The sequence below is a fragment of the Thiothrix lacustris DSM 21227 genome (assembly GCF_000621325.1).
Classification (GTDB): Bacteria; Pseudomonadota; Gammaproteobacteria; order Thiotrichales; family Thiotrichaceae; genus Thiothrix; species Thiothrix lacustris.
The window spans coordinates 1-23,044 of sequence record NZ_KK211258.1; the positions used below are offsets into that span (position 1 = coordinate 1).

Annotated in this window: 23 protein-coding genes; 15 read left to right on the plus strand and 8 right to left on the minus strand. The window is 51.9% G+C overall.

All coding sequences use genetic code 11. The features are described from left to right. On the minus strand, window positions 1-461 hold a 461-nt coding region (locus tag Q394_RS0117625), incomplete at its 3' end, for a DUF6036 family nucleotidyltransferase (RefSeq protein WP_028490522.1). A gap of 215 nt (window positions 462-676) precedes the next feature. Next, entirely contained in the window at window positions 677-1,909 is a 1,233-nt protein-coding gene (locus Q394_RS0117630; protein ID WP_028490403.1) for an RtcB family protein, read from the minus strand. A gap of 209 nt (window positions 1,910-2,118) precedes the next feature. Between Q394_RS0117630 and rtcR the strand changes: the two genes are divergently transcribed. The 4 genes from rtcR (at window position 2,119) to Q394_RS0117650 (ending at window position 7,673) form a co-directional block, all read left to right on the plus strand. Continuing rightward, window positions 2,119-3,678: an RNA repair transcriptional activator RtcR gene (gene rtcR / locus Q394_RS0117635; RefSeq protein ID WP_028490404.1), complete on the plus strand. Its 1,560-nt coding sequence runs from the start codon at window positions 2,119-2,121 to the stop codon at window positions 3,676-3,678. A 53-nt stretch (window positions 3,679-3,731) separates the two neighbouring features. After that, complete coding sequence (locus Q394_RS0117640; RefSeq protein ID WP_028490405.1) at window positions 3,732-4,442, plus strand: TIGR00266 family protein; 711 nt, start codon at window positions 3,732-3,734, stop codon at window positions 4,440-4,442. 71 nt (window positions 4,443-4,513) lie between these two features. Then, window positions 4,514-7,276 carry a DNA polymerase I gene (gene polA / locus Q394_RS0117645; protein ID WP_028490406.1) on the plus strand — a complete coding sequence of 921 codons (2,763 nt, stop codon included), beginning with the start codon at window positions 4,514-4,516 and terminating at the stop codon, window positions 7,274-7,276. 97 nt (window positions 7,277-7,373) lie between these two features. Next, on the plus strand, window positions 7,374-7,673 hold the full coding sequence (locus Q394_RS0117650; RefSeq protein ID WP_028490407.1) for a TusE/DsrC/DsvC family sulfur relay protein: 300 nt from the start codon (window positions 7,374-7,376) through the stop codon (window positions 7,671-7,673). A 16-nt stretch (window positions 7,674-7,689) separates the two neighbouring features. Here Q394_RS0117650 and Q394_RS0117655 read toward each other — a convergent pair whose 3' ends face one another. Beyond that, window positions 7,690-8,880: a BaiN/RdsA family NAD(P)/FAD-dependent oxidoreductase gene (locus Q394_RS0117655; protein ID WP_028490408.1), complete on the minus strand. Its 1,191-nt coding sequence runs from the start codon at window positions 8,878-8,880 to the stop codon at window positions 7,690-7,692. A gap of 82 nt (window positions 8,881-8,962) precedes the next feature. Further along, on the minus strand, window positions 8,963-9,352 hold the full coding sequence (locus Q394_RS0117660) for a 3D domain-containing protein (protein ID WP_028490409.1): 390 nt from the start codon (window positions 9,350-9,352) through the stop codon (window positions 8,963-8,965). Window positions 9,353-9,816: 464 nt separating this feature from the next. On the opposite strand from Q394_RS0117660, the gene Q394_RS0117665 reads away from it, so the two are divergent. After that, complete coding sequence (locus Q394_RS0117665) at window positions 9,817-11,346, plus strand: B12-binding domain-containing radical SAM protein (protein ID WP_028490410.1); 1,530 nt, start codon at window positions 9,817-9,819, stop codon at window positions 11,344-11,346. A 99-nt stretch (window positions 11,347-11,445) separates the two neighbouring features. Then, a complete protein-coding gene (folE, locus tag Q394_RS0117670) occupies window positions 11,446-11,994 on the plus strand; it encodes a GTP cyclohydrolase I FolE (RefSeq protein WP_038142023.1) in 549 nt (182 codons plus the stop codon). Window positions 11,995-11,998: 4 nt separating this feature from the next. Here the strand turns inward: folE and Q394_RS22650 are convergent, their stop codons facing one another. Together Q394_RS22650 and typA are read right to left on the minus strand one after the other, a co-directional pair. After that, window positions 11,999-12,163: a hypothetical protein gene (locus Q394_RS22650; protein ID WP_169735916.1), complete on the minus strand. Its 165-nt coding sequence runs from the start codon at window positions 12,161-12,163 to the stop codon at window positions 11,999-12,001. 66 nt (window positions 12,164-12,229) lie between these two features. Then, on the minus strand, window positions 12,230-14,071 hold the full coding sequence (gene typA, locus Q394_RS0117680) for a translational GTPase TypA (protein WP_028490412.1): 1,842 nt from the start codon (window positions 14,069-14,071) through the stop codon (window positions 12,230-12,232). Window positions 14,072-14,250: 179 nt separating this feature from the next. Between typA and Q394_RS0117685 the strand changes: the two genes are divergently transcribed. After that, the gene (locus tag Q394_RS0117685; protein WP_051543555.1) at window positions 14,251-15,084 is read left to right on the plus strand and encodes a GntR family transcriptional regulator; all 834 of its coding nucleotides are present in this window, start codon (window positions 14,251-14,253) and stop codon (window positions 15,082-15,084) included. On the opposite strand, the gene Q394_RS0117690 is transcribed toward Q394_RS0117685, so the two are convergent. Further along, entirely contained in the window at window positions 15,047-15,988 is a 942-nt protein-coding gene (locus tag Q394_RS0117690) for a ribokinase (RefSeq protein ID WP_028490414.1), read from the minus strand. The two genes, Q394_RS0117685 and Q394_RS0117690, sit on opposite strands and share 38 nt — an antisense overlap. Window positions 15,989-16,174: 186 nt before the next feature. Here Q394_RS0117690 and Q394_RS0117695 point away from each other — a divergent pair, with 186 nt between their 5' ends. The 8 genes from Q394_RS0117695 to Q394_RS0117730 all read left to right on the plus strand — a co-directional run bounded on the left by Q394_RS0117695 (window position 16,175) and on the right by Q394_RS0117730 (window position 21,539). After that, window positions 16,175-16,978: an RICIN domain-containing protein gene (locus Q394_RS0117695; protein WP_028490415.1), complete on the plus strand. Its 804-nt coding sequence runs from the start codon at window positions 16,175-16,177 to the stop codon at window positions 16,976-16,978. Window positions 16,979-17,034: 56 nt separating this feature from the next. Next, window positions 17,035-17,247: an OmpA family protein gene (locus Q394_RS23010; protein WP_084260524.1), complete on the plus strand. Its 213-nt coding sequence runs from the start codon at window positions 17,035-17,037 to the stop codon at window positions 17,245-17,247. Between the two features lie 21 nt (window positions 17,248-17,268). Next, window positions 17,269-17,754 (plus strand): hypothetical protein, encoded by a 486-nt coding sequence (locus Q394_RS0117705; protein WP_028490416.1) that lies wholly within the window; start codon window positions 17,269-17,271, stop codon window positions 17,752-17,754. Between the two features lie 10 nt (window positions 17,755-17,764). Beyond that, window positions 17,765-18,328, plus strand: coding sequence for a hypothetical protein (locus tag Q394_RS0117710; protein WP_028490417.1), 564 nt, complete (start codon window positions 17,765-17,767; stop codon window positions 18,326-18,328). A 16-nt stretch (window positions 18,329-18,344) separates the two neighbouring features. Continuing rightward, a complete protein-coding gene (locus tag Q394_RS0117715) occupies window positions 18,345-18,935 on the plus strand; it encodes a LemA family protein (protein ID WP_028490418.1) in 591 nt (196 codons plus the stop codon). Window positions 18,936-18,937: 2 nt separating this feature from the next. Further along, window positions 18,938-20,329, plus strand: a complete 1,392-nt coding sequence (locus Q394_RS0117720; protein WP_028490419.1) for a M48 family metalloprotease — start codon at window positions 18,938-18,940, stop codon at window positions 20,327-20,329. Between the two features lie 103 nt (window positions 20,330-20,432). Next, a complete protein-coding gene (locus Q394_RS0117725; protein ID WP_028490420.1) occupies window positions 20,433-20,825 on the plus strand; it encodes a group II truncated hemoglobin in 393 nt (130 codons plus the stop codon). 90 nt (window positions 20,826-20,915) lie between these two features. Next, window positions 20,916-21,539: an outer membrane beta-barrel protein gene (locus Q394_RS0117730; RefSeq protein ID WP_028490421.1), complete on the plus strand. Its 624-nt coding sequence runs from the start codon at window positions 20,916-20,918 to the stop codon at window positions 21,537-21,539. A 68-nt stretch (window positions 21,540-21,607) separates the two neighbouring features. On the opposite strand, the gene Q394_RS0117735 is transcribed toward Q394_RS0117730, so the two are convergent. Further along, window positions 21,608-22,963, minus strand: a complete 1,356-nt coding sequence (locus Q394_RS0117735) for a hypothetical protein (protein ID WP_051543546.1) — start codon at window positions 22,961-22,963, stop codon at window positions 21,608-21,610. Window positions 22,964-23,044 lie beyond the last annotated feature (81 nt).

The window sequence follows — 23,044 nt, forward strand, 5'->3', positions numbered from 1 at the left end:
AGTCTTGAAGTCTTGAAGTCTTGAAGTCTTGAAGTCTTGAAGTCTTGAAGTCTTGAAGTCTTGAAGTCTTGAAGTCTTGAAGTCTTGAAGTCTTGGAGGCTGATGACATGAACAGTCACGCCGCCATAAGCTACGTCCAAACGTTGTGTATAGCTATCGGCAAACTCCACGCCGTCAGGTTGTGTAAGCAAATCAATACGCAATGGTGGGTAGCCAAGCTGGATCACATTACCGAGTTTGGTAAAATCTTCAGTTGTCAGATCAAGCTCGCCAAAACCGAAATCTTCTAATACTGCCATGACTTTTGCAGCATTTTCCTCATCAGGCTTGACCCAAATATCCATATCGCCGGTATAACGCGGATGCCCATGGATGGCGAGTGCGTAACCGCCGACAAGCAGATACTCAACCGCGTGATTGTTGAGTAACTCGATAAACTCTTTGAAGTCGCGTTGGAACATCGGTACGGAAGCTCAGGTAGGATTGACGAAGCATTTCAACAGCATCCAGACGTTCAGCGATAGGTCGCGAAATCCAATATTGGTAGTCGGATGGTTGATCTAGGTTGGTGGTGACACGCACCACCTTCCTGATCATATGGAGTTCGCTGGTTGCTGGAATATCTGCCATTAGTGGGTGCTGTGGGTAGTGAAGTTATGCTCGATTATAGCATTCCTCACCCCTTCACACACAGCACCTGCTTCAACGTATGCATAATCTCCACCAAATCGCTCTGCGCTTCCATCACCTTCTCAATCGGCTTGTAAGCCGACGGTGTTTCGTCGATCACGCTGGCATCGGTACGGCATTCCACCCCAGCGACGGCGCGTTTATGCTCATCCAGCGACACGCGGCGTTTCGCTTCAGTCCGTGACATCACGCGCCCCGCGCCGTGGCTGCAACTGCAAAAGCTTTCGGCGTTACCCAAGCCGCGCACGATGTAAGACTTCGCCCCCATGCTGCCGGGGATGATGCCCATTTCGCCCGCCCGCGCACTCACCGCGCCTTTGCGTGTTACCCACACATCCTGCCCGTAATGGTGTTCCTTGCGGATGTAGTTGTGGTGGCAATTCACCGCTTCAACATCGGCAGAAAACGGTTTCGGCAATACCTCGCGGATCGCTTGCAAGGTACGCGCCATCATCACTTCGCGGTTGGCTTGCGCGAAATCCTGCGCCCACGCCACCGCTTCGACGTAATCGCGGAAATGCTCGCTACCTTCGGGGATATAAGCCAAATCCTTGTCCGGCAGGTGGATGAAATAGCGTTCCATATCCCTTTTCGCCTGCGCGATGAAGTGCGTGCCGATCTTGTTACCGACCCCGCGTGAACCGCTATGCAGCATCACCCACACGCTCTGGGTTTCGTCCAGACACACCTCGATGAAATGGTTGCCGGTTCCCAGCGTTCCCAAGTGGCTCAGGTTATTGGTGTTTTTCAGGAACGGGTGCTTTTCGCACAAACGCTGGAAACCGTCGCTCAAGGTCAGCCATTTATTCAGCACATCATCGGGCGCATCACCCCAGCTTCCGGGGTCACGTTGACCGCGCAAGTTTTCACCGCGCCCGTGCGGCACACGGCGTTCGATCTGGCTGCGCATCGCCTCCAGTGAATCGGGCAAATCGCTGGCTTTCAAGGTGGTTTTCGCCGCCATCATCCCGCAACCCAAATCCACACCGACCGCCGCCGGAATCACCGCGCCAAGGGTTGGAATCACGCTGCCGATGGTCGCGCCCTTTCCCAGATGCACGTCGGGCATCACCGCAATCCATTGGTGGATGAAGGGCATCTTTGCCATGTTCAGCACTTGCTGTTTGGAATTGGCATCGAAGGGTACGCCTTTTGTCCACGATTTAACGGGGGCGTGACCTGCTTCGTGGAGGACTTCGTAGTTGCCGGTAGTGGTCATAGTGTTTTCCTTGTTGCATTTCTCGTTGTTTGGGTTTTGGAGAAGGCGTATTGCATACGCCCTCTTCGGCTGATTAAAGCAATAGCTATGCCAAGATAAGAATTTTCTCATTAAGTAATTGTAAAATTTGAAAAAAACGAATTATTCTGATTTGGCCGTGATGTTTTGCTAAACTGTAAATCTATCCAAAAAAATAAAGAAATATCCAAATGAATAATATTGTCATCGGCATCCTCGGCTCGCGCCTTGACCACCAAGGCTTAGGCAAACGTCGCCATTCACGCTGGCGGCCTTCCATCGGCATCCTCATGCATCCCGCATTTCCGGTGGACGAGTTCGTGCTGATCCACCACGCCGATGAGGCTGAGTTAGCGGGTCTTACGCTGCGTGATATGCGCGAACTTTTGCCCAACATACGCCTGACGGCCTACGTGGTCGACTACGCTAATCCGTGGGATTTCGGCGAAGTTTACAGCCAGCTTCACGCATTCACCCGCCAGCAGCGTTTCGACCCGGAGCAAAACAACTACTACGTGCACATCACCACCGGCACGCACGTCGCGCAAATCTGCCTGTTCCTGCTCACCGAAGCGAACTACATTCCTGGCAAGCTGTTGCAAACCTCGCCGAGTGCAGAGGGCGTGCAAGGCAAGCTGCAAATCATCGACCTCGACCTGTCTCGCTACGACCAGATTGCCAGCCGCTTTGCCCGCGAAGCACAAGAAGGCATCGCCTACCTGAAAAGCGGCATCGAAACCCGCAACGCCGCCTTCAACAGCTTGATTGCACAACTCGAACAAGTGTCGATCCGCTCCTCTGCGCCGATCTTGCTCACTGGCCCCACAGGTGCGGGCAAATCACGCCTCGCCAAACGCATTTTCGAGCTGAAAAAGCAGCGCGGGCAGGTCAGCGGCAAATTGGTGGAAGTGAATTGCGCCACCTTGCGCGGCGACAACGCCATGTCAGCCCTGTTCGGGCATGTGAAAGGCGCTTTTACCGGCGCACTGACCGCCCGCACCGGCCTGCTACGCGAAGCCGACAAAGGCTTGCTGTTTCTGGATGAAATCGGCGAATTGGGGCTGGATGAACAGGCGATGCTGTTACGCGCCATCGAAGACAAAGTATTCACCCCCTTCGGCAGCGACCGCGAAACCAGCAGCGATTTCCAGCTCATTGCCGGAACCAACCGCGACCTGTTCAAGCGGGTGCGCGAGGGCAAATTCCGCGAAGACCTGCTGGCACGTATCAACCTGTGGACGTATGAATTGCCCGGCCTCCAACACCGCCTCGAAGATCTGGAAGCCAATATCGAATACGAACTCCAGCAATTCACCCGCAAGGTCGGGCACAAAGTCAGCTTCAACAAGGCGGCGCGGGAACAATACTTGGCGTTTGCACATTCACCACGAGCGACTTGGCGGGCGAATTTCCGCGACCTCAATTCCAGCATCACCCGCATGGCGACGCTGGCGAATGGCGGGCGCATTACCGAAGAAGGTGTGACCGGGGAAATCCAGCGCCTGCGTTACGACTGGGGTAGTTTCCAACAGGAAACGCCACCGGCGGACGAGGTGCTGGAAGGCATCGACCATTTCGACCGGGTGCAATTGGCGGAAGTGCTGCGGGTTTGCCGTGCCAGCAAAAGTTTGGCGGAAGCGGGGCGCACCCTGTTTAACATCAGCCGTACCCAACGAGCCAGCAACAATGATTCGCACCGCTTGCGGGTTTACCTGCAAAAGTTCGGGTTGAGTTTCGCTGATTTGGCGTAGGTATAGAATGTGCGTGGTATCTTTCCAAGCCAGATTCAAGCGAGGATTTAAAAATGACAGTGTTTACCATTACCGGGGAAGTTGATCCCTTTTTGCACGTTTCCATGCAGCAAGGCGACAAGATTTATTGCGAATCGGGCGCAATGGTGATGATGGAGGCCAATCTGGAGCTAAAAGGACGTATGACCGGGGGGCTGGGGAGCGCCTTGATGCGGCGTTTTACCAACGGTGAGTCTTTGTTCCAGCAACATATCGAGGCGGTGCGGGGTGACGGTGATTGCCTGTTATCCCCGGCTTTACCGGGCGGCATGGAAGTGATCGAGGTGGGTAGCACCCAGTACTTGCTCAATGATGGCGCGTTTGTCGCCGCCACTTCCGGCACGGAAATGAAAGTGCGTACCCAAAATCTGGGCAATGCCTTGTTCGCGCAATCTGGCGGCTTTTTCGTGATGGAAACTGCCGGGAAGGGTCAAGTGGTGGTGTCGGGTTTTGGTTCGATGTTCTCGCTGGATGTGGAGCCGGACAAAGACCTTATTATCGACAATTCCCATGTGGTGTGTTGGGACAGCACCTTGCGTTATGAGTTGTCGGTAACGACCAGCAGTTCAGGCAGCGGGCTGGGCGGCATGTTAGGTAATCTCGTCAACAGCGCCACCAGCGGTGAAGGTATCGTGTTACGTTTCAGCGGGCGCGGTAAAGTGTTTGTGTGTTCGCGTAACCCTGCGGCCTTCGCCAAGTTGGTGAGTAAGGGGATGACGGCGTGATACGGTAGTTTCATTGGGGCAGGGGGCAGAAAACGCTATACTCAGGCTTTTACACAGTTTGGCCTTGCCCCATGCCTAATCACACCTCCAAGCCACTTGTCCTCGTCGACGGTTCTTCCTACCTGTTCCGCGCTTTTCATGCGCTGCCGCCGCTGACCAATTCGCACGGCGAACCCACCGGCGCCATGCACGGCGTCCTCAATATGCTCGACAAGCTGCGTAAGGATTACGACCCCGAACACATGGCGGTGATTTTCGATGCGCCGGGCAAGACCTTCCGCGACGACATGTTCCCCGACTACAAGGCGAATCGCCCGCCGATGCCGGATGACTTGCGTGGTCAGATCGAACCCTTGCTGGACATTATCAAGGCGCAAGGCTACCCGTTGCTGATCATCCCCGACGTGGAAGCCGACGATGTGATCGGCACACTGGCGCAGGAATACGCTGGCAAAGTGATCATTTCCACCGGCGACAAGGATATGGCGCAACTGGTCGACGCACGTGTCCACCTGATCAACACCATGAGCGGCCTGTATTCCGACCCGGCGGGCGTGGTGGAAAAGTTTGGCGTTGCCCCGGAACGCATCCGCGATTACCTCACCCTGATCGGCGACACCGTGGATAACGTGCCCGGCGTCAACAAGGTCGGCCCCAAAACAGCGGTGAAGTGGCTGGCTGAATACGGCTCGCTGGAAAACATCATGGCACACGCCGACGAATTCAAAGGCAAAGTCGGCGAATACCTGCGCGAAGCACTCGCACATTTGCCGCTTTCCTACGAACTGGTGACGATCAAATGCGACGTGGCGCTGGACTGTTCGCCGGAAGCGCTGACGTTTACGCCGCCGGATGTGGACAAGCTGCACGCGTTGTATGAGCGTTATGAATTTCGGACGCGCTTGGCGGGGTTGGGGAAAGAAACCCCTCCCAACCTCCCCTTATCAGGGGAGGAGCAAGAAGGTGGTGCTTCCGGTTCTCCCCCTGATAAGGGGGAGTTAGAGGGGGTTTCTTCCGCCGAAGGCGTTTCTTACCAAACTATCCTCACCCAAGCCGACCTCGACACCTGGCTCCAACGCCTGCAAGCCGCCGCCGAATTCGCCTTCGACACCGAAACCACCAGCCTCGATTACATGGAGGCGCAAATCGTCGGTGTCTCCTTCGCGATCAACGCGGGTGAAGCGGCTTACTTGCCGTTGGCGCACGATTACCTCGGCGCACCGCCGCAGCTTGACCGCGACGCTACCCTTGCCCAACTCAAGCCGCTGCTGGAAGACCCGGCCTTACGCAAAATCGGTCAGAACCTGAAATACGACCGCAGCGTGCTGCTCAACCACGGTATCGAACTGCGCGGCATTGCCCACGACACCATGCTCGAATCCTACGTGCTGGATTCCACCGCTAACCGTCACGACATGGATACGTTGTGCGCAAAATACCTCAACCATACCAATATCAGTTTCATCGACATTGCAGGCAAGGGCAAAAACCAGCTTACCTTTAACCAGATTGCGCTGGAACAGGCGACCCCTTACGCCGCCGAAGATGCTGACATGACCCTGCAACTGCACCAGCATTTCTGGCCACAACTGCAAGCCCTCGACGCTCAGCGTAAGCTGTATGAGGAGGTGGAAGTGCCGCTGGTGAGCGTGCTGTCCAGCATCGAACGCAACGGCGTGAAAGTCGACGCCACCATGCTCGCCAAACAGAGCAAGGAACTGGAAACGCGGATGCAGGAGGTGGTGAAACAAGCCTATGCCGCTGCTGATCAGGAATTCAATCTGGCTTCGCCCAAGCAATTGGGGGAAATCCTCTACACCAAACTCGGCCTGCACGCACCGCGCAAAACCCCCAAGGGGCAGCCTTCCACCGCTGAAGATGTGCTGGAAGAACTGGCAGCGCAAGGGCATGAACTGCCGACCCTGATCCTTGAGCATCGCGGTTTGGCGAAACTTAAATCCACCTACACCGATAAACTGCCGGAACAGATCAACCCGCGTACCGGGCGGGTGCATACCTCCTACCATCAGGCGGTGGCGTCGACCGGGCGGTTGTCTTCCAGCGATCCGAATTTGCAGAACATCCCGATTCGTACTGAAGAGGGGCGGCGTATTCGTCAGGCGTTCATCGCGGACACAGGCAACAAACTGCTGGCGGTGGACTATTCGCAGATCGAATTGCGCATTATGGCGCACCTTTCCGGCGACAAGGGCTTGTTGGATGCGTTTGCGCATGGGCTGGACGTGCATCGTGCCACGGCGGCAGAAGTGTTTGGCACGCCATTGGCTGAAGTCAGCATTGAACAGCGCCGCGCCGCCAAAGCGATCAATTTCGGGCTGATTTACGGCATGTCCGCTTTCGGCCTCGCCAAACAACTCGGGGTTGATCGGCGTGATGCGCAGGATTACGTCAATCTGTATTTCGCCCGCTACCCCGGTGTTAAGCAGTACATGGACGACACTCGCGAACAGGCGCGTGCACAGGGTTACGTCGAAACCCTGTTCGGTCGCCGCCTGTTCCTGCCCGACATCCAGTCCAAAAACGCCGCCACCCGCCAATATGCGGAACGCACCGCTATCAACGCGCCGATGCAGGGCACGGCTGCCGACATTATCAAGAAAGCCATGATTGCGGTGGCTGCATGGTTACGTGACAGCGGCTTGCAAACCCGCATGATCATGCAGGTGCATGACGAACTGGTGTTTGAAGTGCCGGAAGCCGAGCTGGAGACTGTGCGGGCGCAAGTCACTGCACTGATGACGGGGGCGGTGACGCTGGATGTGCCTTTGGTGGTGGATAGCGGGGTGGGGGATAACTGGGATGAGGCGCATTAACGAGCGCCCCTTGCCCAGAGTGAATATTGACACCGGTAGGCGCTTTGTCAGTACAATACCCGATGAAATTACTAGGCAATTTGAGGAGACCTAAACCATGAGTACTGAAATTCCCGGACGTGACGGCGACGGCTACCTGTTGAGCATGGATGACTGGACACCCGAAATCGGCAAGGCAATGGCTGAAGCCGATGGCGTAGAATTGACGGATGCTAAGTGGGATCAAATCCTGAAAGCCCGTGAATATTACGACGACCAAGCGGTTGTTCCACCGATCCGCAAGTTCTCCAAATTCATCAATATGGATCAGAAAGAGCTGTTCGCCCAGTGGAAAACCGGGCCAATGAAGCCGATCACCAAATACGGCGGCCTGCCAAAACCCACTGGCTGCGTGTAAGGGCACGGGTGCGGGGTTAGGCGACTTGCCCCGCACACCAACCAGACGCCCACGCCCACTGAAAGTTATACCCGCCCAGCCAGCCGGTCACATCGACCGTTTCCCCGATAAAATACAACCCCGGTACTTTACGCGCTTCCATGGTTTTGGAAGATAGCTCGCGGGTATCCACGCCACCCAGACTCACTTCGGCGGTGCGCATTCCTTCTGTGCCTGCGGGCGTCAATTCCCATGCTTGTAATTGCTCGGCAATCGACTGTAGCAATTTTTCGCCGTATTGCCCCAGCGGGCGGTTCGGGAACAGGGTTTCACACAGACGTTGCGCCAGTCGGTTGGGCAGCACTTCAGCCAGCACGGTCTTTAATTCGGCTTTGGGACGCTGCTTTTGCAGGGCTTGTAACCAGCTTAACGCATCTTGCCCCGGCAGTAAGTCGATTTGTACCGCTTGGCCTTGCTGCCAATAAGACGAAATTTGCAACATGGCTGGGCCACTCAAGCCCCGATGGGTAAACAGCATGTTTTCCCGGAAATAACCTTCCCCGCAACTGACGCCGATAGGGGTGCTGACACCGGCTAATCCAGCCAATAAGCCTTCTAACTGCGGCTGATCGAAGGTGAAGGGCACTAAGGCGGGTGAAAACGGGATGTTTTTCAGGCCAAACTGCTTGGCGACCCGTAAGCCAACATCACTTGCCCCCATGCGTGGAATGGAAGGGCCACCGGTGGCGATGACCAACGCTTGGGTTTGGATCTTGCCTTGTGAGGTTTGCAGGGTAAATTGCTCATCCTCATGGCTGATGGTGTCGAAGTCGGTATTGAGGCGTAATTGTACGTCTGCTTCACGGCATTCTGTCCACAGCATCTCGACTATGGCAGGGGCTTTCTGGTCACAGAATAGTTGTCCGAGGGTTTTTTCGTGCCAACTCAGACCGTGTTTGCGCATCAGGTCGAGAAAGTCCTGCGGGGTGTAACGTGCCAATGCCGATTTGCAGAAGTGTGGGTTCTGCGACAGGTAAGCGGCCGGGGTGACATGCAGGTTGGTGAAATTACAACGTCCGCCGCCGGAGATGAGGATTTTCTTGCCGATCTTGTCAGCCTTATCCAACAGCAGGACGCGCCGTCCACGCTTGCCTGCTTCGGCGGCACACATTAACCCGGCAGCGCCTGCGCCGAGAATCACAACATCATAAGTATCTTGGTTTTGCATGGGGGCATCATAAGCGGGTGTTGGCCAATAAAAAAGCCCGCCGAGCGGCGGGCTTAGAAATTCCTTCAATCGAGTGGTTTTATCACCAGTGAATGGTGACAGTGCGCTTTCCCCAGCGCTTGGCTTCGCGGCGATCTTTTCCCATGTAAATATCGATCTTTTTACGCCACCGAGAGTGCATTTTATCTAATACAAGATATTCACCTTCGAGGCCTTTGATTTTGATTTTGTCGCCATAAGAGAGGCCATGCTGCTTAAGCAGGTCTCTGGATACAGCGATGGCTTTCATGCCTGGTTTCAGGCGGTCGCCCCATGCGGCGATGTCTGGAGTACTATCAGTTTGCTTAGAAACTGAGTTATAGGCGGTAGCGGTTACCTTTAGGCTGTTCGGTCGTTTCTGCCCAGCGGAGGCTATTCCAACCATGCTAATGGTCAGAAGAGCCACTGTTAGAAGACGTTTTACAGTAAACATAAATTAACCCAAATATTTGATTTCAAAAATAAATAAACAAAGTTGATTGAAGGAATTCGATCGAGATTAGCATATTCAAATATACTAATGAAACAAAAATTTGTGCTTAAAGCGACAAACGGTTAGGTTTGATGATGTTAAAATGACACATACTTAAAAATGGTTTAACAAAGAATAACCAGCAATTACCACTAAAGAGGCTTTTACGCACTGTCTAGCAGTAAGTGTTGTATTCACTGGATACGGATTATCTCTACTGTATCCATATAACAACATCCTATAAGATTTTGGAGTGTATATCAGAGATGGCCTTCTGTCAGGTTTTTCATGATAAAATGTTCTTTGTGTCATTTTCTCCATCAATAGTTATTATTTATTGATATAAAAAACAATGACTTGTACATGAACCTATCGTGAATAACTTACCCATTAGAATTTTATATTATTAAATTGTGTTTATATTTATGAATGAGTTAATTATTATTTCTACATTGAATGCTCGTTATACCCATGCCTCATTGGGTTTGCGCTACATTTTTGCGAATTTAGGGAAATGGCAGGGCAATACGAAAATCATGGAATTTACGATTTCAATGCGCCCTTTGGATATTGCTGAGCAATTATTAGCATGTAAGCCGCGTATTATTGGTTTAGGTGTATATATTTGGAATATTACTGAAACAACGGCTTTGGTTGAATTGTTAAAGACACTCGCACCTGATGTGATTATTGTGTTAGGTGGGCCTGAAGTTAGTTATGAAACTGAGCAGCAACGCATTGTTGAATTAGCTGATTATGTGATTACTGGGCCGGGTGATGTGAGTTTTCGCTACTTATGTGATCAGTTACTAAATGGACAAAAACCAGTCTTTAAAGTGATCGCCGGAGAGCAGATACCCTTAGCACAACTGGCTTCGCCTTATTCTGAGTATACGTCGGAAGATTTAGCGACCCGTTCCATTTATGTGGAAGCATCACGGGGTTGCCCTTTTAAGTGTGAATTCTGTTTGTCAGCGCTCGATAAAACAGCACTGCCTTTTGAGTTAAGTCGTTTTTTAGCCGATATGGAACAGCTTTGGGAGCGAGGCTTACGTCAATTCCGTTTTGTGGATCGTACTTTTAATCTAAAAATCCAGACAACTATCGCTATTTTAGATTTTTTTCTGGAACGTTTAGATGCGGATACGTTTTTGCATTTTGAGTTGATTCCTGATCATTTACCAGAAACGTTAAAAGAGCGAATTTTGCGCTTTCCGGCTGGGAGCTTGCAGTTTGAAATTGGAATTCAGACGTTTAATCCTGATGTTCAAGCCTTGATCAGTCGTAAGCAGGATAATATTAAGTCAGCTAATAATATTCGTTGGTTACGCGAACACTCAGTGGCACATTTGCATACAGATTTGATTTTTGGCTTACCGGGCGAGAGTTTGCAGAGCTTTGGAGAGGGTTTTGATCGCTTGATTGCTTTGAATCCGCATGAAATCCAAGTGGGTATTCTTAAGCGTTTGCGCGGTACGCCGATTATTCGTCATTCAGATGCTTTTGGGATGGTGTACAACCCACAACCGCCTTACAACATTCTACGCACGGATAGTGTGGATTTTGACACTATGCAGCAAATGAACCGCTTTGCTCGTTATTGGGACATGATTGCGAACTCTGGGCGGTTTGGGCATACGTTGCCATTGTTATTGGGCGATTCGCCGTTTGAGCGTTTTGGGAAGCTCACTGAATGGGTTTATGCCGAGGTACAACAAACGCACAAGATTGCTTTGCCGCGTTTGTTTGGGTTGGTGCATGGGGCGGGGCAGGCCGTGCTGGCTATTGAACGCACCACATTAGAAGATGCTTTGTTACAAGATTATGCGTTGACCGGGCAGAAGGGGCAGATCCCATTCTTGGCAGCAGGACTTAAAAACTCACACAATCCTTATCTAAGCGGTAAAAGTGGTAATCATCGGCAATTGCGCTTTGTGGCTAAGTTGGATGGCTAGGCGTATCTATACCACTGCGTTTGCTGACTTAACTTGTCAGGTGTTGATGGAGAGCTTACTCTTGCCGCTGACTTCATTCATTCAAGCAGGACAATAACAATGACAGATGCTAGCAAGCTCTACGCGGAGCTGATTACCAGCATTGGCGAGGATATTAACCGTGATGGGTTGCAGAAAACCCCGGAACGCGCAGCAAAAGCCTTCAGCTTTTTGACCCAAGGTTATCAGCAGTCGTTGGAGGACATCGTGAACGGTGCGGTGTTTGATTCCAGTAATGATGAAATGGTGGTGGTTAAGGATATCGAGTTCTATTCCTTGTGCGAACACCACATGCTGCCGTTTGTTGGCAAGGCGCACGTCGCTTACTTGCCACAAGGCAAAGTGTTGGGGCTTTCCAAGATTGCCCGGATTACGGATATGTATGCGCGGCGCTTGCAGATTCAGGAAAATATGACGAAGCAGATTGCCGATGCGATTCAGGCTGTCACAGGCGCCGTAGGCGTCGGCGTGGTGCTCGAGGCACAGCATTTCTGCATGATGATGCGTGGGGTGCAAAAGCAGCATTCATCCACGGTGACGTCGATGATGTTGGGAGAGTTCCGTGAAAATAGCCGCACCCGGCAGGAGTTCCTGCAATTGATCAAGTGAGGGGTTAGTCGCCGCTCACAACGTCAATAACCGCGCCGCCAACTTGGAAGGGAACTTTTGCCACGCCAATCGCAGTACCAGCCACGACGCCGACGGCAGTACTCGCCATTTGTACGGCACAGCCTTGCAGTAATCCGGTGAGTGTTAATGCGAGTAAAATTCTTTTCATGATGAAGCCTTTTCTCTCAAGGTTAAATGGAAAAAGGGGTCTTGTTGACCCCTTTTTCTATTGGGCTTACGCCTCTTTTTTCGGTGCCGCACGCTTGCGTTCATGCTCAACTAGGAAGCGCTTGCGGATACGGATGTTCTTCGGGGTGATTTCAACCAGCTCATCGTCGTCGATGAATTCCATCGCCTGTTCCAGCGTCATGCGGATCGCGGGAACCAGAATCAGGTTTTCATCTGTACCGGAAGCACGGATGTTGGTCAACTGTTTGGCTTTCAGTGGGTTAACCACCAAGTCGTTGTCACGGGTATGGATGCCGATGACCTGACCTTCATATACTTCTTCCGTGTGGCCAACGAACAACTTACCCCGCTCTTGCAGGCTGAAAAGTGCGTAAGCCAGTGCTTTACCCGTGCCGTTGGAAATCAGTACGCCGTTGTGACGGTTGCCAATCGCACCCGCTTTGAACGGTGCATAGCTGTCAAACACGTGGTAAATCAAGCCAGTACCGGAGGTCATGGTCATGAAGTCGGTTTGGAAACCAATCAAGCCACGTGCAGGCATCAGGTATTCTAGACGTACACGGCCTTTGCCATCCGGTGCCATGTCTTTCAGTTCAGCACGGCGTTCGCCCAGTGCTTCCATGACTTTGCCTTGGCTGGACTCTTCGATATCAACGGTCACGTTTTCAAACGGTTCCATTTTTACGCCGTCGACTTCACGGATGATAACTTCCGGGCGGGAAACCGCGAGTTCATAGCCTTCACGGCGCATGTTTTCGATCAGGATGCCCAAGTGCAGTTCGCCACGACCGGAAACTTTGAATTTCTCAGGGTCATCGGTTTCTTCGACGCGCAAGGCGACGTTACTCAGCAGTTCTTGATGCAGACGCTCGTTCAAGCGGCGTGAAGAGGTGCCGGTTTTGACTTCTTTGCCTGCAAACGGTGAAGTGTTGACTTGGAAGGTCATGGTGACGGTCGGTTCGTCAATGGTCAGCGCTGGCAGTGCCACAACGCTTTCCGGGTCACACACGGTGTCGGAAATGTGCAGTTCGTCCATCCCGGAGAAGGCGATGATGTCACCGGCTTGCGCTTCGTTGACTTCCACGCGGTCAAGACCGTTGAAGCCGAGGATTTTCAGCACGCGACCGTTACGGATTTTGCCGTCGATGTCGATGACTTTAACTTGGGTATTGGTTTTGACGCGGCCTTGCTTGATGCGGCCGATACCGATAATGCCGAGGTAAGAGTTGTAGTCCAATTGGCTGATTTGCAACTGGAACGGTGCGTTCGGGTCAACGTCTGGTGCGGATACGCTGTTGATGATGGTTTGGAACAGCGGGGTCATGTCGCCACTGTTAACCGTTTCTTCCAGACCGGCAAAGCCGTTCAGGGCAGACGCGTAAACCACTGGGAAGTCGAGCTGTTCGTCGGTAGCACCGAGGTTGTCGAACAGTTCAAAGACCTGATCCATCACGCGGTGCGGGTTAGCGCCGGGGCGGTCGATTTTGTTGATGACCAGAATTGGCTTCAAACCGTGGGAGAAGGCTTTTTGAGTCACGAAGCGCGTTTGCGGCATAGGGCCATCAACTGCGTCCACCAGTAGCAGTACAGAGTCAACCATCGACAGTACACGTTCGACTTCGCCGCCGAAGTCCGCATGTCCTGGGGTGTCGACGATGTTGATACGGTATTCGATACCATCAGCAGGATTGGTCCAACGCAGGGCGGTGTTTTTCGCCAGGATGGTAATGCCGCGCTCTTTCTCCAGCGCGTTAGAGTCCATCATCCGTTCGGAGACTTCGGCGCGTTCGCCCAAAGTGCCGGACTGTTGTAACAATTTATCAACTAGGGTGGTTTTCCCGTGGTCAACGTGGGCGATGATGGCGATGTTTCGCAGATTCTGGATCACAGCTAAGGTACTCAAATGAATTCATGAAAGGCGCGATTATACTGGGAATATGTTAATTTTCTAATGAATTTACTGTTTTAGTGCCTGATTCAGTTTTTTTACAGGTGATGAAGGGATTTTTCAGTGGTTTTTTATGGTGCTATACTGGCACTTTAATGCTTGTTGGTAATTACTGGCTCATGAGTGCAGTTTCCTTGGTATCCCCTACTTTTCACTTGGATGTTGGTCTGAATGCGGTTAATGACAGTGCTGCATTCATTCAGCGACTGAAACCGGACACGGGTATTTCTGAGCCAGTCTATCGACAGTTACTGCGGCAAATTATTCAGATGATCCAGTCTGGGGAGTTGGGGGATGGCGACAGCTTGCCTTCCGAGCGTACCTTGGCAGAGGCGCTAAGCTTGAGCCGTACCACTATTCGCCGTTGTTATGATGAGTTACGTGGGCAGGATTTTATTAGCACTCATGGGAGATCTGGCGTTATCGTCAAAGCCCCGCCGCGCATCAACCCGGAATTGGGCAAGCTCAAGGGGTTTACCGAAGAAATGCACGAACTGGGTATGGAGCCATCTACCCAGTTACTGGAACGCAGGGTTGTGTCAGATCGCATGATTGCAGCGGTGTTCAATCGCCCCTCCTCGGCGCGTTTCCTTAAACTGATTCGTTTACGCTTGGGAAATGGTATGCCCATGACCCGTGAGGTGGCGTGGTATGACCTGACGCTTGCCCCGGCATTGGTGGATTGGGATGTGGTGGGTTCTGCCTACCAATTCCTGCAACAGCATTGTGGCGTGGCCTTGGCAGATGGTGAGCAGACCATTGAAGCCGTGATGAGCAATGCCGAAGAAATGGATGTATTCGGCTTTGGAGAACCTGGCCCGTGTTTGCTGCTCAAGCGTAAAACCTATGCTACCAGCGGGCAGATGGTGGAATACGTGGAGGGCACATTTCGTGGTGATGCCTACACGTACCGTATTACTTTGAAGATGAATCCAACGACTGCCCAGCCATAAAAGTATCAACCTGATGGGTGGTGGGCAGGGCAGGCAGCACCGCTTGTCGGGCAGCCACAATCGCGCCACAAGCATTGGCAAACTGTAAAGCATCGACCAACGCTAGCCCTGATACCCATGCCTGCGCTAACCCTGCGGTAAATGCATCGCCAGCGCCAGTTGGGTCAGTGGGGGCAATAGCCCATGCAGGTTGATGGGTGGCTGGTTGCCCTGACTGCAAGGCGACACACCCGCGTTCTGCGAGTGTGACCACCAGCAATTCTCCCTGCCATTCCAGCGTTGGCAAAATCACCAACCATTGTTCCACGGAAGGAGTTCTGCTGGTTTCCAGATAGAATAATGCGGCGGCTTCCGTTTCATTTACCACCAGAATATCGGTCAGGTTTAGCAGAGAGGGGCTAGGGACGCGCCACGGTGAGGGGTTCAACAGGGTGTTGATGCCGCATGATCGGGCGTGCCGGAACGCTTCCAATATCGGTGCATCCGGGATTTCAAACTGGGCACACACGAGCTGGGTGCTTTCCAGTGTGCCAAGTGCAGTTTGGACATGGGTTTTATCCAGCAAGGCGTTTGCTCCCGGATAAACCACGATGACATTGCTGCCATCCGCTGCAATGAGGCCAATACCCAGCCCGGAACGTTCCCCAGCTTTGATTACCCAGCGGGTATCCAAGCCTTCAGCACGCAAGAAATCCAGCAAGGCATCCCCCGCTGCATCGTTGCCTATCGCCAACAATACCTCGACATCCAGCCCCAGCCGATGCAAGCCCACAGCAAGATTCAAGCCTTTGCCGCCGTGTTCCACCCACAGAGCCTGTGCCGCAAGCGACTCCCCCGCCAAGGGCAAACGTTCCACGCACAGGCAATTCGCGCTGACGTAACTGCCGAGAACCAATACTTTCATCCATCACCTCGCATATAAAGCAGAGTGAATTGTAGTCGCTCCGCTTAAGTGCTTGGAATATTTGTGTAAGTTACTTTTTGGTCGACAGGTTTTGTGAATTTGTTTGATTTTTCACAAAAACTTGTTGCCAGCGTTATTTATTGGTATTAGATTGGTATCTTGAGTTGCACTTGCGAGGAATAGAAAATGAAACATACTAAACTAGCTCTGCTAGTCGTTAGCTTATCTGTCGTCGTGTTGACCACCGCAGCCTATGCCGATCAACCTGATGGACTGTATTACCTCAAAGCCCAACACAGTGGTAAATGCGTGCATCAACACGGCGCTACCAATGCTGAGGGGGGCAATGTCACCCAATGGGATTGCGTCGATCAACCCAATGTTAGGATTGAAAAAGTCACAGCGGGGGGGTCTTATTTCACCTTACGCTTTCAGCACAGCGGTAAATGCCTGACAGTCGAGGGTGATGGCGATCAAAACGGGACTAACATCATTCAAGAAACGTGTGATCCACTTGCACCCCGTTATCAGACATGGATGGAATTACCGGGGCAAGGGAAATTCGTGAAAATCCAATCCAGCATCGGACTCTGCCTACATCAACACGGTGCAACAATGGGTAACGGTGACAACATTACTGCGTGGGAATGTGTTGACCAGCCGAATGTCAGGTTTGAGTTTGTGCCTGCCAACCCCTCCATGACGGATACATCCAATGCCCCGACCATTCCAAGTGTCCCCATCAAAATTGATCAGGCGTGTAACACTTATGCGGATGGTGCTGTGAAGCAATATGAAAGGAAAGTCGCGTTTGAACAAGGAAATAATGGGCTGGATTGCAAGTTAGGCCCGAATGCGCGTTGGCAGAGTGACCGTAAGAATCATTATGGTTGGTGTGTCGATCAGAAAGCGGATAGTGCTATGCTGAAGGCTGAAACGGATGCCCGTGATAGAGAATTAAATGGCTGTTTTTCAATATTGGTTAAATAATTTTACGCATGTACATACGCACACTGCTTATCCACTTGCGAGGGATTAGGTCATGAATAAAAAAACAGTATTTCCTTGCTGGCGATGATTTCAACCTTGACCTTTCCAAACGCCGCGCGGCGGCGGTCAAGGATGCGCTAGTGGCTCGCTTCAAGCTTGATGCGGGGCGTTTAAGCACCCAAGGTTATGGCGAAGCTAGCCCGCGAGATACCAATGATACCCTCGAGGGCCGCGCCCGTAACCGGCGGGTAGAACTGGTACGACAATGATTAACCGCTAAGGAGTTGAACATGAAACGTTTTCTGACTACCACTATCCTGCTGGCTCTGTTCCCGCCCGCTTTTGCGCTGGATGCCGCCTGCGACCCTTTGCTCAAAGCCAGCGAAGCCAAGTTGGCGCAAGTGGCTTGGCATTCTGTCACTGAAAGCACCGGGATAAAGCTGGAGGCGATAAAAGTAGATGGGCAATTCTTCATGCAGATAGACGGCAAATGGAAAAAATTCCCCGTGGATATTATGGACAAGGCCGAGAAAACCGCCATCACCCAGATGCAGGATGGCAGCATCAAAGTCACCAACTGCAAGGATGAGGGGTCGAAAACGGTGGATGGTATGGAAATGACTGTGCTCAGTTATACCTCTGAAGTACCGGAATCAGGCGTCCCGGCAGAAAATGCTAAACTGTATATCGGCAAGGATGATGGCTTGCCTTACAAAAATAGCTCTGAGAATGCAACCGCTACCTATCATTACAAAGATGTGGTTGCCCCCAAATGAGAAATACACCATGAAAGTACCTGTACTGATGCCGCTTGTCCTAACACTTGCCTTGATTGCCTGCGGTGACAAACAGGAAAACACCGCTTCCTCACCAGCGACGCCACTACCCGTCGCTAAAACCTTACCCACTGCCTGCCAGTTGGTGACAACCGCTGATGTCCAAGCCGCGTTTGGGCAAGCGGTGGAAGTGATGGTGGATGAGTCTGAAACCTGTATTTACAGCGGCACTGGCAATACGGCTGCGTTCATTCTTCTCACTACTACGGTGACACCCAGTGCCAATGCCGCAGAAGCAAGTGATACGTTCCGCCTGATGCTCAAGATGCAGGGCGGAATGAATGAGTTGATGAGTGAAACCCTCGGCGCTGCCAATAACTCAGCAGCAGGCCAAGCGTTGGCAGGAGTCGGGGATGACTCATGGTTCAAGGTCGGCGATACCAACCCTCTAGCCATGACACAAGCAATGGTACACAAGGGAACGGTTGTGCTAGGAATCACTGCAACTGGCATGGATGGAAAAGATGCCCCCAAGTTTGAAGGGCTTGTCCGTAAGGTTGTTGAGAAGTTGTAAATTTTAAGGAGCACTCATGTCTGGATTATGGATTACCCTTGCTGCGCTAGCACTTATCATTCTGTTTTTCATCAGCCTTTATAATCGTTTGGTTGCCCTGAAAAACAAGGTGGAGAATGCCTTTGGGCAAATTGATGTGCAACTCAAGCGGCGGCATGACCTGATCCCGAATCTGGTCGAAACAGCGCGTTCTTACATGTTGCACGAACGTACTACCTTGGAGGCGGTTATCAATGCTCGCAATACTGCGCAAACTGCGGGGCAATTAGCCACCCAACGGCCGGAAGATGCCCAAGCATTAGCAGCGATGGCACAAGCCGAAGGTGCATTATCGAGCACGTTGGGGCGGTTTTTTGCTTTGGCGGAAGCTTACCCTGATTTAAAGGCTAACCAGAATATGATGCAGCTTTCGGAGGAGCTGACGACCACTGAAAACAAAGTCGCGTTTGCTCGTCAAGCCTTCAATGATGCGGTGATGGCGCTAAACACTGCTATCCAGTCCTTCCCTGCGGTCGTGTTTGCCGGGGCATTAGGGTTTAGTCAGATTGCCCTCTTACAGCCCTTGGAATCAGAAGCGGAACGTAAAGCGCCTGTGGTTAGGTTTTGAGTATGGACTGGCAGCCGTGGCAAGGGACGGAGCGTGAAGATTTTTTCAACGCTGTTGCCCGTCACCGCCGTACTGCGTGGCGTATCACGTTAGTCTGCGGGGTCGCCTATGCGGTGTTGGCGCTGGTTATGTCACTGCTGTTAGCGCCTTTGCTGTTTGGGGTGGCAGGTTTGGTATTGGATATTCTGAGCCTGTTGTTCCCTACACCTGATCTGCTGGCTTACGCGGGTAAGCTGTTATCCCCTATTGTGGATGACCCGAGGGCTGTGCCACTTGCTGACCTGCTCAGCTTCATTCTGCTGGCAAGCGCACCGGGATTGTTGCTGATGTTGATGGTGGCATGGGTGGTATCGCGTGCTATTCGGCATTCTGCCTTGTTTGATACTACCCAACAACTTGGGCGTCCACCTGACCCGCTGAGCTTGGTCGAACGGCAATTTGCCAACACGCTGGAGGAAATGGCAGTTGCTGCGTTGATTCCAGCACCCAAGGTGGTGATTATTGAGGGTGGGGCAAATGCTGCTGCTTCCGGTATGGATGCGCAACAAGCGACGGTCGTGATCGGGCAATCCCTGTTGGCTTTGATCAACCGCGCTCAGATGCAAGGTATTGCCGCGCACTTGATTGCTGCGATTGCCGACAACGACATGAAAATTGGGATGCGTACAGCCAGTGTCTTAGGTGTATTTGCTTTGCTTACTCGCTTGTCAGTCAGCCTGTTGGATAAGGATTCCTTTGCTGCTAGCCGTCACTTGATGCGTGCCTTGTGTGTGCCGACTGCTGCTAGCCAAGCGTTTGTGTTGGCACAGTTGAGTGATCCTTTTATTGATGCAAGCTTGCCAGCAGCGTCGCAATATGACAATAAGCTGGGTTGGCGGGAATGGCTGTTGATGCCGTTGATGGGGCCGGTGTGGTTCAGTGGTTTTCTCGGTGGATTTGTCAGCACTCTAATCCTGTCTCCTGGTATTGCATGGGCATGGCAACAGCGCAAATACATGGCTGACGCGACTGCTGTTCGCCTGACCCGTGAGCCGGATGGGTTGTCTACTGCGCTATCGGTATTGAGCCACGCCAATACGTCCTTATTGAGTGGTGCGTGGGCAAGTCATCTGTGCGTGGTTGCGCCACAACAAACCACAGGCATGATTATTTCCGTCTTTCCTGCCGTGGAACGGCGGCTGGCAGCATTGGTGCGCATGGGGGCAAGTCATCAACCGATGGCCACGCCTTCTTCAGTGTCTCCTCTGTGGATCAGATTATTGGTCGGTGGTTTGTTGGTGGTGATGGCTGGATTGGTTGCGGTGTTATTGCCGCTGCTGGTCATTGCTTCCACGATGCTGACCATGCTGTTTACTATCATGCCTATCGCCATTCTGCACGCCTTATTGCGCTAGGTGATTTTCCCTCAACGAGCGTTCCTCGATTTGCGAAATCTCCTGCCCAATGCCTGGTAAACGTCGTAGACTTGCGCCTTTATTGTTGGCTGCGGAGTAACGGATGGAATTACCGATCAGAACCCACTATGACATGCTCGGCGGTGAGGCAGGCGTGCTGCATTTGGTGAATCGTTTTTACGATCTTATGGATGAATTACCCGAGGCATGGGAATTACGCAAGATTCACCCGCAGGATTCGCAAGAATCCCGTGATAAGCTCTTTAAATTTTTATCCGGTTGGCTCGGTGGGCCGGGTTTGTATGAAGCAGAATACGGTCACCCACGTTTGCGAATGCGCCATGCTCCATTCCCGGTGAATATCCAGATGCGCGACCAGTGGCTATTATGTATGGACATGGCTTTGGATGAGCAAATTAACGACGAATTATTAAAGATGCAGTTAAAAAACTCATTTGCCAAGGTAGGCGACCATATGCGTAATCAAGCAGGATGATAAAGATTTGCTCTTATAAAGAAAATAAATAACTATTTCCGCCATTTCTGCTAAATTCATTAAAGCATAAACATAAATGAGGAAAAACGGATGAATAAATATTTACCATTGGTAAGTGTTGTGGCTTTATTGTGCAGTGGTGTGGCGTTAGCTGGGTCCCCAAAAGGACCTTATGCAGGTGCTGGTATTGGTTTCAATACATCTGTTGATAACAATGATTTAAGCTCAGCTTGTGGCGTTAATGGCGTCCTGTGTAATGATTATTGTGATACGGATAAAGCGGTTAATGCGTATGCGGGTTATCAGCTTAGCCCGATTTGGGGGGTAGAAGCTGGTTATGCTGATATGGATTACACTGCCCGTATTGCTGAAAGCGGTGGTACAGTCACGGGTGATCAACAATCCAAGGCGCTCAGCTTGAGTGCTGTGGCACGTAAGCCATTAGCACGGAATGTAGGTGTTTACGGTAAAGTGGGTGGTGCTGTGTGGAAAAGCAAAGTGACCACTACAGCAGGTAATGCTGATGATTCTGGCGTTACACCGACGGTTGGTGTTGGCGCTGAATACAATTTCAGTGATCATTTTGGGTTACGCGCTGGTGTGGATCATTTCTTCAGCATGGGCAATGATGCCAAAATGATTAATGCAGGTACAGTGGGTACTGTCGATACAGGTATCAGTACCGCTACGGTTGGTTTGCATTATAATTTCTAGATTTTTTTTGAAAATCTGGCATTGAGGTTTATTTTAAGCCAGATAGTTTTGTCTGGCTTTTTTATGGGCTAGCCACGTTGACGACGCGTGACCATCACCTCCGAATATTCATCCCCCATCGCAACACATTGGCTTTGTTCTGCCCAAAATGAGCTGGGGGAACGGTTAATCTTATGGTAGTAATCCAGTGTTAGCTCAGGGCGCTGGGTCATGTCGCCTTCATACAGCAGATTCATCAGGGAAGCTGCCACGCCCATGACCAGATAATCCACCGGCTGCTTGCTGTAGCCGAACCAGCGTAAATGCCCCAGTGACTCGTAAGGCCGCCACACCCGTAACACCAACTTTTCGCCGGGAATCAACTCGTGGATGCGCCAGATACCCCAGCCCAACGCATTGATGACGGCGACGATGCCATGCAGCCAGTCTTCGCGGGTTTCAATCATGGGCATTACCAGCCCTTCCCATGCTTCTGAACTCATAATGCCGCCCATGGTGTTAAAGCCACAGATGTGCCCGGCTTCGGTCAGCAGGGTGCGCGACAAGTTCATGCCTTCCAGATTGATGTATTGCTTGTAATAAAACAGAGCAGGGTAATCGTAGATCAGCAGGTCGGCTAGGCTGGGGCGTTTTTCCAGTGCAGCGGTGAGTTGCTGCTCGAAACGGAAGGCAACCAGATTGTAGTAATCGGCATAATGGCGGGTGAGTTCCACGCCGAAAGCAGGAATCAGGCCGTACTGGTTGCCGTATAGCGGGGCTTGGCTGACCCCGTTGATGACAGCGATTTCGTCGATATTACTGGGGACGCTGCGCTCAGGGATGCTGGAGGTCATGCCTGCCGCTTCCTGATAAGCAGTTGTGCCACTTTCCAGCTTGAACAGGTATTCAAACTCATCGCCACCCACGTAAATGTGGAAGGTGCTTTGTTTGCCTTTAAGGGAAATAGCTTCTGTGGTGAGTTCGCCGCTGAAGGCTTCCCCGAAGGCGGCAGAAAGTGCACCAATGACAAAACCGAGGTCAAAGTATTCTCCAGCACCCCGGCGCTTTTCAAAGTTGAGTGCTAACGCTCGCCCGTAATGCGAGGAATGGGTGCTGAGGTTGAATTCGTTTTGCCCGACTGCTTGTTTGACGCTTGCCACCAAAGGCAACAGGCCGAAGCCGCAATAGTGGTATAAGGTTTCAGCGTAATGCAACCGTTCTGCTAGCGACATTTCCGGGTGTTGGCGGAAATGGGCTTGCAGGCCAAGAAAGCTGACTTCTGCGGCTGAGTGAATCAGTATCTTCTTGTTGTCGATGTGACGGCAGTTTTCGATAGTATTTTGTAAAGTACGGTTGTAGTGGTTGCAGTGAAACACCATCGGTTGCCCGTCGATGTTACAAATGCCCACTGCCACGTCTGCCACGGTAATGACTTCGTTGCTCATGATTGCTCCCTTCGCTGATACGGTATTATGACCGCATCAGGACGGTAAGGTATAGAAGAGCAGATGAAGTGTAGGTGTTTG

Bases quoted from the DNA above. Each gene is read 5' to 3' on its own strand.
- polA (WP_028490406.1), top strand. From the start codon at position 4,514: ATGCCTAATCACACCTCCAAGCCACTTGTCCTCGTCGACGGTTCTTCC.
- folE (WP_038142023.1), top strand. From the start codon at position 11,446: ATGACAGATGCTAGCAAGCTCTACGCGGAGCTGATTACCAGCATTGGC.
- Q394_RS0117705 (WP_028490416.1), top strand. From the start codon at position 17,269: ATGAAACGTTTTCTGACTACCACTATCCTGCTGGCTCTGTTCCCGCCC.
- Q394_RS0117660 (WP_028490409.1), bottom strand. From the start codon at position 9,352: ATGTTTACTGTAAAACGTCTTCTAACAGTGGCTCTTCTGACCATTAGC.
- Q394_RS0117685 (WP_051543555.1), top strand. From the start codon at position 14,251: ATGAGTGCAGTTTCCTTGGTATCCCCTACTTTTCACTTGGATGTTGGT.
- rtcR (WP_028490404.1), top strand. From the start codon at position 2,119: ATGAATAATATTGTCATCGGCATCCTCGGCTCGCGCCTTGACCACCAA.
- Q394_RS22650 (WP_169735916.1), bottom strand. From the start codon at position 12,163: ATGAAAAGAATTTTACTCGCATTAACACTCACCGGATTACTGCAAGGC.
- Q394_RS0117730 (WP_028490421.1), top strand. From the start codon at position 20,916: ATGAATAAATATTTACCATTGGTAAGTGTTGTGGCTTTATTGTGCAGT.
- Q394_RS0117725 (WP_028490420.1), top strand. From the start codon at position 20,433: ATGGAATTACCGATCAGAACCCACTATGACATGCTCGGCGGTGAGGCA.
- Q394_RS0117665 (WP_028490410.1), top strand. From the start codon at position 9,817: ATGAATGAGTTAATTATTATTTCTACATTGAATGCTCGTTATACCCAT.
- Q394_RS0117715 (WP_028490418.1), top strand. From the start codon at position 18,345: ATGTCTGGATTATGGATTACCCTTGCTGCGCTAGCACTTATCATTCTG.
- Q394_RS0117655 (WP_028490408.1), bottom strand. From the start codon at position 8,880: ATGCAAAACCAAGATACTTATGATGTTGTGATTCTCGGCGCAGGCGCT.
- Q394_RS0117690 (WP_028490414.1), bottom strand. From the start codon at position 15,988: ATGAAAGTATTGGTTCTCGGCAGTTACGTCAGCGCGAATTGCCTGTGC.
- Q394_RS0117650 (WP_028490407.1), top strand. From the start codon at position 7,374: ATGAGTACTGAAATTCCCGGACGTGACGGCGACGGCTACCTGTTGAGC.
- Q394_RS0117640 (WP_028490405.1), top strand. From the start codon at position 3,732: ATGACAGTGTTTACCATTACCGGGGAAGTTGATCCCTTTTTGCACGTT.
- Q394_RS0117710 (WP_028490417.1), top strand. From the start codon at position 17,765: ATGAAAGTACCTGTACTGATGCCGCTTGTCCTAACACTTGCCTTGATT.
- Q394_RS0117630 (WP_028490403.1), bottom strand. From the start codon at position 1,909: ATGACCACTACCGGCAACTACGAAGTCCTCCACGAAGCAGGTCACGCC.
- Q394_RS0117735 (WP_051543546.1), bottom strand. From the start codon at position 22,963: ATGAGCAACGAAGTCATTACCGTGGCAGACGTGGCAGTGGGCATTTGT.
- Q394_RS0117720 (WP_028490419.1), top strand. From the start codon at position 18,938: ATGGACTGGCAGCCGTGGCAAGGGACGGAGCGTGAAGATTTTTTCAAC.
- Q394_RS0117695 (WP_028490415.1), top strand. From the start codon at position 16,175: ATGAAACATACTAAACTAGCTCTGCTAGTCGTTAGCTTATCTGTCGTC.